The organism is Chryseobacterium camelliae, assembly GCF_002770595.1.
Classification (GTDB): domain Bacteria; phylum Bacteroidota; class Bacteroidia; order Flavobacteriales; family Weeksellaceae; genus Chryseobacterium; species Chryseobacterium camelliae.
The window spans coordinates 1,339,417-1,351,513 of record NZ_CP022986.1; the positions used below are offsets into that span (position 1 = coordinate 1,339,417).

Annotated in this window: 7 protein-coding genes; 5 read left to right on the forward strand and 2 right to left on the reverse strand. The window is 43.4% G+C overall.

Annotated features, from left to right (window positions below; genetic code table 11):
• Positions 1-48 precede the first annotated feature (48 nt).
• Entirely contained in the window at positions 49-1,644 is a 1,596-nt protein-coding gene (gene gldJ, locus CGB83_RS06040; protein ID WP_100075005.1) for a gliding motility lipoprotein GldJ, read from the reverse strand.
• A 164-nt stretch (positions 1,645-1,808) separates the two neighbouring features.
• Here gldJ and porU point away from each other — a divergent pair, with 164 nt between their 5' ends.
• The 3 genes from porU to CGB83_RS06055 all read left to right on the forward strand — a co-directional run bounded on the left by porU (position 1,809) and on the right by CGB83_RS06055 (position 9,401).
• A complete protein-coding gene (gene porU / locus CGB83_RS06045) occupies positions 1,809-5,708 on the forward strand; it encodes a type IX secretion system sortase PorU (RefSeq protein WP_100075006.1) in 3,900 nt (1,299 codons plus the stop codon).
• 60 nt (positions 5,709-5,768) lie between these two features.
• On the forward strand, positions 5,769-6,932 hold the full coding sequence (porV, locus tag CGB83_RS06050) for a type IX secretion system outer membrane channel protein PorV (protein ID WP_100075007.1): 1,164 nt from the start codon (positions 5,769-5,771) through the stop codon (positions 6,930-6,932).
• Positions 6,933-7,139: 207 nt separating this feature from the next.
• Positions 7,140-9,401, forward strand: coding sequence for an FUSC family protein (locus CGB83_RS06055; protein WP_100075008.1), 2,262 nt, complete (start codon positions 7,140-7,142; stop codon positions 9,399-9,401).
• On the opposite strand, the gene CGB83_RS06060 is transcribed toward CGB83_RS06055, so the two are convergent.
• The gene (locus CGB83_RS06060; protein ID WP_100075009.1) at positions 9,382-9,996 is read right to left on the reverse strand and encodes a 4'-phosphopantetheinyl transferase family protein; all 615 of its coding nucleotides are present in this window, start codon (positions 9,994-9,996) and stop codon (positions 9,382-9,384) included. The genes CGB83_RS06055 and CGB83_RS06060 overlap by 20 nt on opposite strands.
• 54 nt (positions 9,997-10,050) lie before the next feature.
• On the opposite strand from CGB83_RS06060, the gene ahcY reads away from it, so the two are divergent.
• Together ahcY and yiaA are read left to right on the forward strand one after the other, a co-directional pair.
• Positions 10,051-11,364 carry an adenosylhomocysteinase gene (gene ahcY, locus CGB83_RS06065; RefSeq protein WP_100075010.1) on the forward strand — a complete coding sequence of 438 codons (1,314 nt, stop codon included), beginning with the start codon at positions 10,051-10,053 and terminating at the stop codon, positions 11,362-11,364.
• A 194-nt stretch (positions 11,365-11,558) separates the two neighbouring features.
• Entirely contained in the window at positions 11,559-11,951 is a 393-nt protein-coding gene (yiaA, locus tag CGB83_RS06070; RefSeq protein ID WP_100075011.1) for an inner membrane protein YiaA, read from the forward strand.
• The last annotated feature ends 146 nt before the right edge of the window (positions 11,952-12,097 follow it).

Consider the following 12,097-nt stretch of genomic DNA (forward strand, 5'->3'; position numbering starts at 1 on the left):
AAAACCTTCCGGAAATCCGGAAGGTTTTTCATAAGTATTTTGATAATATTATCTTCTCGTTCTATTCTTGTCATTCGTCATTGCATCCTGAGCGACACGGAAACCGATCCAGCCATACGCTTTATTCTGGTCTTTATATCTTCTCTGACCCGGATCCAGCCAGTAAGCCGTATCCTGCCAAGAACCTCCTTTGATCACTCTGATGTCGTTAGACATCGCTGAAGTTCTGTTTTTAGTATCTTTCTGTAACACTACTTTTCCGCTTCCGTCTACGATGAACCTTCTCTGCGGAGCATTGTACATGTCAAAAGAGGCAGAAGAATCTGATGCTCTGTAGTACTCAAGAGAAGACTGTCTGTCTCCGTCTCTGTAGTTTCTGAAGTCAGCGATAGTCTGTCTTTCAAACTGGCCAGGCAGGTTTCTGTAAACCAGTCTTCCGTCATCAAGCGTATCATATTTGATGCTGCTTTCGTCTACCATCTTGTAAGTACCGTCACCGTTTCTTACGATAGCCTGAGGCATGTTTCCTCTGTAGTAGTTGAAGTCGCTGAAATCTTCATCGATGATCGGTCTGTATACATCGGCAGTCCATTCAGAAACGTTTCCGTACATCCCATAGATTCCCAGGTCATTGGAAGGATATTTTCTTACGTCCGAAGTCCTTGCAGACCCGTCGTTTTTCCATCCTGCAATACCGGAATAGTCACCGGTTCCCATTTTGAAGTTTTCAAGGAACATGCCTTTATTTCTTCCTTTGGTCCCTCTTAACTGTTCGATTTCAGGCTTTTTACCTAAGTATTGGTTGTATTCTCTGTTTTTAGCCATACCCAAAGCTGCATATTCCCATTCAACTTCAGTAGGAAGTCTGAATTTGGTTACCATGGCAGCACTAGGTGCTCTGTTTGCAGCAAGGAGCCTTTGGTTGGTCGTTTTCATACCGGTTCTCTGCTGCAGTCTTTTTTCATTGATATATCCCTGAATTTCAGGATCGTTCGACTTGAATTTATCCATATTGAAAGCCGTACCTCCCTGGTTGTTGGATTCGTTCATGTACAGGTCTTTTGCAATGATACCAGCCTGCATAAGGGCTTTTTCATTGGCTCTGTCTGTAAGCCACTCACAGTATCTGTTCGCCTGTGTCCATGAAACTCCCACTACCGGATAGTAATCAAATTCCGGAGAACGGAAGTAGGTTTCGTTGTAATCGTTTCTGGATAGTTTGTTGTCCCACAATAAAGTATCCGGTAAGGCACCGTTGTAGATTTCTTTAAAGCTTGGGTCACTTGGTGGGAATACATACTTCAACCATGTAAGGTATTCGCGGTATTCGTAGTTAGTAATTTCAGTTTCTCCGATAAAGAATGAACTTACCTGCATTCTGCGCGGCGAGTTATTCCAATCGTGCATAACATCATCTTTCACTAATCCCATTGTAAAAGTTCCACCTTCTACATATACCATTCCCGGCCACCCCTTCTGCTTTTGTTGCTTTCCTGCAAAAAACCAACCTTGTTTTTCGTTTGGTTTCCAACCTGTTTTGCTGACAAACTTCTTAGTACCGCCGCCATTATTAGATCCTCCGCAACTGGTTAATGCAAGTGTAGAACTTAATGCAATTAATGAAAACAACTTTAGTTTTTTCATAGTCGATATAAATATTTTCAAAGTACAAAGAAAAAATAAATTATTCAATAAATCAAATAAAGATTTGATTTTTTTGAAAAACGTTGACAAATTAATTTTATTGTCTTATAATTTAATTCTAATATTTTCGTTTATTTTGTAATTTAGCAATTTCAATAACAAACATGAAACTGAAAATTACGTTTTTACTTCTAATAACTTCTGTATCAACACTTTGGGCCCAAAAAACCTCCATAGAATGGGATGGCTCAAAAATTCAGGACTTCGGTGACACAAAACTCAATCTTCCTCATTTCAAAAACGAAGGTTTTTCTTACAGCCAAAATAACATTTTTATCGTAACAAAACAAAAGGTCGGAGAAAAGCAATTAAAAATTTCAAACCCATCCTGGGAGAGCGTTTCAACTAAAGACGTCTTTGAAATCCAGAAGGAGCTTTTACCCGATCATGATATTGCGGATGTAGCGTATTATTACCTGGACGGGGAACGGTATGCCAGCATCAGCGTCTCTCTGTTCAAAAATGTAAGAGGAAGAATTCAGAGATTGTCTTCATTTGATATTTCTGAATCAGCCCAGTCCATTCCTTCCGGCAGTACGGCAAAGGTCGGGACGACCAACAATCCGCTGGCTTCCGGTAATTTCTATAAAATCAAAGTAGATAAGTCAGGGATTTTTAAAATCACATCTCAGTTCCTGAGTGCCAATGGGATCAATCCTTCTTCGGTTAATCCTAAAAATTTCAGGATTTACGGAAACGGGGGTGTCATGCTCCCTGAATACAACCAGGATGTTAAATACAGTGCATTGCAGGAAAATGCCATCCAGGTAGTGGGAGAAGATGACGGTGTATGGAACGATAATGACTATGCTCTGTTCTATGCCCAGGGACCGGACGGCTACAACCTCTATAATTCTACCAACGGAAACGGTATCAAGAGACATGATACGCGTAATGACAATACCGAGCACGTAAAAAACATCTATGAAGACTACGCTTATTATTATATTAATTTTGATAAAGGTGCCGGCAAAAGGGTGCCGGTTGCAGATGCCAATCTCCCTGCTACTCCGCTGATCACCCGGTACGACAATTACCAGTTCATCGATAATGATAAGAAGAACCTGATGAAGGTGGGCCGGTTATGGGTGGATGAAACGCCTTTTACAACAGCTAAAACAGTTACCTTCACTACCGGTTCTGCCATTCAGGGCGGTGACCTTATCCGTTACCGGGCCCAGGTGGTCGGCTACAAAGCCCAGCAAAACAGCATTGAATTTACCATTAACAATCAGAATACAACAACTATTGCTGTTCCGGCTAACGGTACCAATGTCAATTATGATTTTTTTCCGGTACGCTACGACGGGGTCATTTCCAGCTTAAGCGGAAACCAGATTACCTTTAACCTGAATCCTAATATCAGCGTAAATCCGAACGGTACCTTTTACGTAGATTACCTGGAAGTACAATATAAGGATAACCTCAGCTTCAACGGTTCGCAGATGAATTTCAGGGATTTTTCTCTGGCAAGCGGTTCCAATACCTTATATGGGTTCAGCATTGCCAATGCCTCCGGTGTTGAACAGGTATGGGATGTCACCGACATCACCAATGCAACCCGGAAGGTAAACAAAGCAGGGAATAATGCAACATTCAGCTTCGGATATGCAGCAACCAACCAGAATTTCAATAATGAATTTGTGGCTTTTAAATCCGATGCTGCCTACAGCCCGCAGTTTGTAGGGAAAATCAACAACCAGAACCTTTCTGCCTTACAGAATGTAGACTACCTTATTATTACGGTTCCTGAAATGATGGGACAGGCCCAGAGGATGGCCAATTATCATCAGACGAAAAACAACTACAACGTTCAGATTGTTGATACGGATAAAATTTACAACGAATTCGGAAGCGGAAGCAGGGACCTGACAGCCATCAGGGATTTTGTAACCAGGCTGAATACTCCGGCGGGAACCCTGAAATATGTCCTTATTTTAGGTGATACGTCGTATGACTATAAAAACAGGATCTCCGGGAATACCAATGTGGTATCAAGCTACGAAAGTGAGGAATCAGGGGATTTTGTAAGCTCTTTTGTTACGGACGACTATATTGTAATGACGCAGCCGCAGACTTCTGTGTACATCGTCAACAACCTTCCGGACCTTCCAATAGGCAGGATTCCCGCTGCCAACGTGACGGAAGCCGGGAATATGATAGATAAGACCCTGGCTTATTATAACTCCCTTTCCGGACAGTCTACTCCTTTCGGGGAATGGAGGATGAAGCTTGACTTTGTAGCGGATGATGATAATGATGGCGGAGTTCCTTTCCATACCGTAATGAACAATTCGCTGGTCAGTATTTTTGAACAGCCTACCAATACCAGTCTTAAGGAATACAATATCAGGAAACTGTATCTTGATGCTTTCCAGGCCCAGAGTACGGCTGGAGGACAGCGTTTTCCACAGGTCAACCAGGCAATATCCAATGATATCGGAAACAGCCTGTACCTGTTCTACTTCGGGCACGGAGGGATCAACGGATGGGCACAGGAAAGGGTTTTAACGCTGGATGAAATCCAGAATGCCAATAATTTCACCAATGTATACAGCAGGTTCCCTTTTGTATCTACGATTACATGTGAGTTCACACTTTGGGATGATCCGGAAACTGCTTCTGCGGGGGAACAGTTCATCAAGCTGAAGCAGGGAGGACCTGCGATGATGATCACCTCCAGCCGGGCGATTGCCGTGGGATACGGAATTGATTTCACCAACCTGTATACCCAGAACATCTTTAAACTGACGAATGATGATTTCGATACTTTAGGCTATGCTCACCTGAATGCCAAAAAACAGAGGGGAAGCGATGGAAACCACCTGAAAGTAAACCTTCTGGGCGACCCTGCCATGAAACTCAGCCGTCCTAAAAGACTTTTGGTGATTGATAATATAGAAACCCCTGTTCCGGGACTGATCCGGGGGCTGGATTTTGTGAAGATCAAGGGACACATCAACAATAACAACGGAACCATCAACACCGGCTTCAACGGCCGCGTGGTCATCAACATCTTCGATAAAAGGCTGAACAAGACGACGCTGAATAATGACGGAGACCTTACTCCGGTCCTTCAATATACCGAAGAAGGAAGTGCGATTGTAAAGGCTTCCGGTATGGCGGTAAACGGAGTGTTTACCATAGAGTTTTATGTACCGAAGGACATCAATTATGCTGTAGGCCAGGGAAGGATCCTGGGATATGCAGACAACAAATCTTCTGATGTATTCAATAATATGTCTGTACAGGTAGGAGACATCAACCCTAACGGAATTAATGACAACCAGCCGCCTAAGGTAAAACTCTATATGAACAACACGAATTTCGCAGACGGCGGAATTACCGATCAGAACCCTACCCTGCTGGCGTGCATCACAGATGACACCGGGATCAACTCTACGGGTTCAGGAGTGGGACATGATATTACCGTATACCTTGACGGGCAGATTATCAACACGATTGTCCTGAATGATTTCTATACCTCAGGAGAAGGAAACGGATGCCTGAGCCCGAGCCTGGCAGACTATCAGAAAGGGAATGTAACCTACCCTTTCAGGAATTTAGCCTTAGGCCAGCACCAGCTTACCTTTAAAGTTTGGGACATCAACAATAATTCGAGCTCTGCTACGTTAAATTTTGAAGTTAAGGATGAAGCGGACCAGCACCTGGCCATCAACCGCCCGCTGAACTGGCCTAATCCTTTTACCAATAAAACGTACATCCAGTTTGAGCATAACTGTGATGATATCCTGGATGTGAATGTCCAGATCTATACCATTACCGGAAAACTGGTGAAGACCATATCCCAGGCTGTGATGGCAGAACCCTTCCTGCAGGGCTTCAGAACGCCAAGGCAGGCCATTGAATGGGACGGTAGAGATGATTTTGGATCAACCGTAGCAAAAGGTACGTATATTTTTAAGATATTTGCAAAAAGTCAGAATCAGGAAAAATGCAAAGGAAGTGCTACAGCTGTAGAAAAAATGGTACTTTTGAAATAATTTAAAATAATAATAGTTAAGAATAATTATAAAAGACTGATAATATATAAAAGACAACATATGAATTTAACTACTAAACTGCTTTTAGGATTTGGGTTAGGTGCTGGTTTTTTAAGCTACGCCCAGGACTTAAGTCAAGTAAGACCGGTACTCACCGGGGCTCCATTTTTAAGAATTGCACCGGATGCACGATCAGGAGGTATGGGAGACCAGGGTGTCGTAACTTCTCCGGATGCATTTTCCCAATTCTGGAATGCGGCCAAATACCCTTTTAGCAGAACAAGTTCTTCTGTTGGTGTAAGCTATACGCCGTACATGAGCAAACTTACCAATGATGTATTCTTATTGTACGGTGCATTTCACAAATTCCTGGGACAGGAAGAAAGATCTACCATCTCTGCCAGTATCTATTACTTCAATATGGGAGAAGTGGATCTTACGCAGCTGGTAGGTAACGATGTTACTTCTATGGGAACTTCAAAACCGAACGAGTTTTCCATTGATATCGCGTACGGGCTGAAACTTTCCGATTCTTATTCCATGGCCGTAACAGGAAGGTACATCCGTTCCGACTTAGCCGGAGGATTCAACACAGATACTACGCTTAAGCCTGCCAATTCGTTTGCTGTAGACGTTTCAGGATACTATACTTCACCAAGGTTCTCCAGTTTTGGCGGATATGACGGTAAGGTTAACGCAGGTTTTGCTGTTCAGAACCTGGGTCCGAAACTGGATTATACCGGAAATGAAGAATCCAGATCCTATCTTCCTACCATGGCCAGACTGGGTGTAGGGTATGATATGTATCTTGACGATGTGAACCGTGTTGGACTAAGCGTTGAAGGTTCTAAAATCCTGGTTCCCGGATCAGAATATGTAGGCATCGACCCGAATACGAGACAGCCGATGTACGCCATTCCCAACGTAGGTCCTATCGCAGGGATCGGAAAATCGTTCAAGAACGAAAACAGCATCATGTACAGCGGTGCGCTGGAATATTCTTATGACAATGCATTTTCCGTACGAGGAGGATACTTCCACGAAAGCGAGCAGCAGGGAGCAAGACAGTTTGCCACCGCCGGTATCGGGCTGAAGTACCGTTCTTTCGGACTGGACGTTTCTTACCTGATCAACATGTCCAAGATCAACACAGCTTTGGATAATACCTTACGGTTCGGTCTTACCTGGAATATCGGAGACGAAACATCCAATGTAGATTATTAATCCGGAGATTTCTTCCATATATATATATATAAAGCCTCATATGATGAGGCTTTTCTGTTTTCTGCCCGATGCCGGAGCGGACTGAAATGAGCCGCTGAAAATGAATGTGGAGGATTAATCAGGGAAATATGGCTGCGTTATTGTAAGATGAAAAGATAAAGTCTTATTTTTATAAGAACAATTCCCTACAATAAGTATTTTTGCATGATGAACTATTCAGCGGAACTCAAAAAATTCATTACCGGCCAGTCTGTATATTCTGCCATCAGGATCACCCTGGCTACGGTCCTTCCTTCGCTGGTTCTCGTTCATTTCGGGGTACTGAAAGAATACTACCTTTTTCCCCTGGGAACAATATTCGTTGCGCTTACGGATCAGCCCGGGCCTTTTATCCGGAGAAGGAATGCCCTCAGCTTTGCGGTAGTCTGCTTCCTGATTGTTGCGCTGATCGCCAGCCTGATCATGAACTTTAAAATCCTGGTCCTGCTGGAAATCATAGTCTTCGGCATGTTTTTCTCCCTGATCGGGATCTACGGGCAGCGGCTTGCCGCAGTAGGTTCATTGGCTCTAGTCGTGATGGCGATTTTCATAGATGGTCACCTTACAGGCGGCAATATCGTAAGAAGCCTCCTGATTTTTGCTGCGGGATGCATCTGGTTCCTGATCATCTTCCTTATTGTGACCACCATCCAGCCCTACAAGCTGGCCAGCCAGATGATCGGGGAAAATTACCTTCAGCTGAGTGAGTTTCTCAAAATAAAAGCAGGATACTACCAGAAACGTCCGGACTTTGATAAGCTGAGCTCCCAGGTTATCGCCAAACAGATTGAAATCAAGAATTTACAGGAAGATACCCGGGAAACCGTGTTCAAGACCAGGACTATCGTTAATGAATCCACAACTACGAGCCGCCTCCTGATGCTGATGTTCCTCAGCTCCATGGACCTGCATGAAAAGCTGATGACTTCCGAAAGCAACTATCAGAAACTTCAGCAGAGCTTTGAAGACAGTATGATCCTGGTTAATATCCACGACTATCTGACCATTCTTTCCAACGAAATTACCAATATAGGGCTCTCTCTTCAGATCGGGACGAGGGCAAGGCCAGTACTGAATCTGGAACTGGAACTTCAACAGCTCAACTCCAATTATTTTGAGCTCAGAAACAAACAGATGAACCCTGCAACGCTGGAGAATTTCATGATCCTGAGGCAGATCCTGATGCGTATTAATGAAATTACTAAGGACATCAATGACATCTACAAGATCTTTTCACAGGATATAAAGCTGGCCAAAAGCCTTTCAACAGGTCTTGACATCAAAAAATTCCTTCCCAATGAAGAAAAGATCAACTTTAAAGTGCTTCGGAACAACATTTCATTATCCTCTTCCCATTTCCGCCATGCGGTACGGGTTACCACTGCCCTGCTGATCGGATACCTGTTTTCCCTCTTTCAGTTTATCGGAATAGGACATACGTACTGGATCCTCATCACAACCGTTGCCATCATGAAGCCCGCCTACTCTATTACCAAAAAGAGGAATCTCCTCCGTCTTTACGGTACCATAGCCGGAGCGGTACTTGCCTATGGAATTTTGTTCTTTGTGAGTTCCGGCCCTGTACTTTTTGCCATGCTGATGATCAGCATGATCCTCTGCTTCAGCCTGCTTAAAATACAGTATTTCTGGGCAGTCCTGTTCATGACGATGTACGTATTTCTCGGCTTCAATTTTTTAAGTCCTGGGCACATCAATATCATCTTCAGGGACCGGATTGTGGATACGGCCATCGGAGGGATCATTGCGTTCCTGGTTTCATACAGCGTACTTCCGGTCTGGGAACACACCCAAAACCTGGACCTGATGAAAAAATGTGCGGAAAGCAACCTGATCTATTTCCAGAGCGTCATGTCTAAATTTCTCACGGATGGATTTAATATGCAGGATTATAAGGTGAAGCGTAAAAATGCCATTATTTCACTGGCTAACCTCTCCGATAATTTCCAGCGGATGATTTCAGAACCTAAAAACCAGCGTAAGAAACTGGAAGTGGTGCATCAGTTTGTTGCCACATCGCATCTGATCACCGCCTATATCGCCTCGCTCTCACAATATTCCAAAAATCAGGAAAAATATCCTGAGATCGATGCAGAAAGCTGGAGCCGAAAGATTGAGGCTGAAATGAACCAGATCTTCACATTGCTAAATGGGGAAGATATTGATAAAGCGCTTCAGATGGAAAGCCGCCTGACGCCGGATGACGAAATTGAAGAACTTCTTTTACAGCGTAAAAGTGAAATCCTTGAGCATGAAATCTTTGACCGCAGGGATCCGGATCAAGTATCCCACCTTACGGAACTGAAGAACATCCATGACATTCTGGAACTGATTTACGACGTGGCCAGGGAACAGCGGAAAGTGATTGAAAAATACAGGCAAGAATCCCACACTACTCCTCCACAATCGTAAAGCAGTAATCATCAAAAAACTCAACACGGGCTTTAAATTCATCTGAGAAAATTTCATCATAAACCCTGCACCGGATATGGTGAAGGTGTTTCAGCTGGAACGGCCGCACCTCATAATTTTTTTTCAGAGACCAGTATTTGGAATGGTGGATCTTGTACATGCTTTCCTTAACACTCCAGATAATGGTATAATAGGTTTCTTCCTGATCAGCGGGAATAAAGTCGCGCTCATGTTCATAGGTAAACTTGTCCACGACCCTGAGAATTTTTGAGGTAAACCGTTCCAGGTCGATCCCAATCTTATTTTTGGAAATCGCAATAGCCGCAAAAGGAAAGGAATGGGTAATGGAAATTTCCGCATCTTTAGGAGAAAGGAAAGGCTCCCGCTCCCGGTACAGAATTTTAGCTCCCGGTTTTAACCCCTGAAGCAGCTTCCGAACCATGAGGACCTCCAGAAGTTTTTTAGGATGGTAATCTTTTACTTTTTCAGCATTTTCGGGTTCCAGCAGTTCATCCGGATCCAGGTTTTCGGCATCATCATACTTCCACACCAGGATCGTAGCATTGTCATCTGAAAAATCTCGGTAGAGCGGCATATTTTTGGTCAACAGGATTTTAGTTCGTAAATTTGCGAAAAATATTTCATATAGATGGAAACAACAACGCAATACGTTCCTTATAAAGTAAAGGATATTTCCCTGGCAGATTGGGGAAGAAAGGAAATCACTCTTGCTGAGGCTGAAATGCCTGGTTTGATGGCAATCCGTGAAGAATACGGAGCTCAGCAGCCACTTAAAGGAGCAAGAATCGCAGGATGTCTTCACATGACCATTCAGACTGCCGTGCTTATTGAAACATTGGTTGCATTGGGAGCTGAAGTAACCTGGTCTTCATGTAATATTTTCTCTACCCAGGACCATGCTGCCGCTGCCATCGCCGCTGCGGGAATCCCTGTGTATGCATGGAAAGGAATGAATGCAGAGGAATTCGACTGGTGTATTGAGCAGACGTTATTCTTCGGAGAAGACAGGAAGCCGTTAAACATGATCCTGGATGACGGAGGAGACCTTACCAATATGGTATTTGACCAGTATCCTGAACTGACCAAAGAGATCAAAGGACTTTCTGAAGAAACTACGACAGGAGTTCACAGATTATACGAAAGAATGCAGAACGGCACGCTGGTAATGCCTGCAATTAACGTGAATGATTCGGTAACCAAGTCTAAATTCGACAACAAATACGGATGCAGGGAATCTGCAGTAGATGCTATCAGAAGAGCTACGGATGTAATGCTTGCCGGTAAAAGAGTGGTGGTTTGCGGATACGGAGACGTTGGTAAAGGAACAGCAGCTTCTTTCAGAGGTGCAGGTTCTATCGTTACCGTAACGGAAATCGACCCGATCTGTGCATTACAGGCTGCCATGGAGGGATATGAAGTGAAGAAACTGGATACCGTAGTTGATAACGCAGATATCATCATTACCACTACCGGTAACTTCAACATCGTTCAGGGATCGCACTTCAAAAAGATGAAGGATAAAACCATCGTTTGTAATATCGGACACTTCGATAACGAAATCGATATGGCATGGCTGAATGAAAACTACGGTTCTACCAAGTATGAAGTAAAGCCGCAGGTTGATGTATACAATGTAGACGGAAATGAAATCATCATCCTTGCAGAAGGAAGACTGGTGAACTTAGGATGTGCAACAGGGCACCCGAGCTTTGTAATGTCCAACTCTTTCTCTAACCAGACTTTGGCGCAGATCGAACTTTGGGCTAATTCCAGCCAATACGAGAATAAAGTATATACATTGCCGAAGCACCTGGATGAAAAAGTAGCTGCCCTTCACCTTAAGAAATTAGGCGTAGAGCTTGAAACGCTTACCGATGAGCAGGCAAAATACATCGGAGTAACGGTAGACGGGCCGTTCAAACCTGAGTATTACAGATACTAATCAATAATAGATTATTGATACAATAAATATGAGCCCTTCCTTATGGAGGGCTTTTTGCATTGAGGAGCTGGATATGCACGCTGATTTCAGCTTTATGCACAAAAGAATAGTCTTGTATAATACAATTACATAATTTCAGTTATTGCCGGCAATCAGATAAAAATGATATATTTGACGTTCTGAATAATTAAAACATGAAAAAACAAAGAGTATCAAATGCGTTTGTCGCAGCATCCTGGGTTGCGCTGGGAGCCGGAATGATCGGCTTTATTGTAGGACTGGCCAGGGCAGAGATGCAACTGAATGAAAAAGGATATTATTTCACGATCCTTCTGTATGGCCTGTTTGCAGTAGTTTCCCTGCAAAAAGCTGTGCGGGACCGGCTGGAAAATATCCCGGTAACCGATATCTACTATGGAATATGCTGGTTCGCCACCCTTTCCTCCATCGTACTTCTGGCCATAGGCCTGTGGAATGCCACGATCCTGCCGAGTGAAAAAGGTTTTTATTCCTTTGCTTTCCTCCTGGCACTTTTCGGAGCTATCGCCGTCCAGAAAAATACCCGCGACAATATGCTTCAGGAATAACATTCAGGCTCACCCATACGGTGGGCCTTTTTTTTATGTACTTTTCTGAATATGGCTGTTCAGAATACAGTATCAATAAAAAATTTTGTTTTATTCCCATAAATTGGAATAATATCATTTTTTATTCGTTTAAAATACTATCTTTA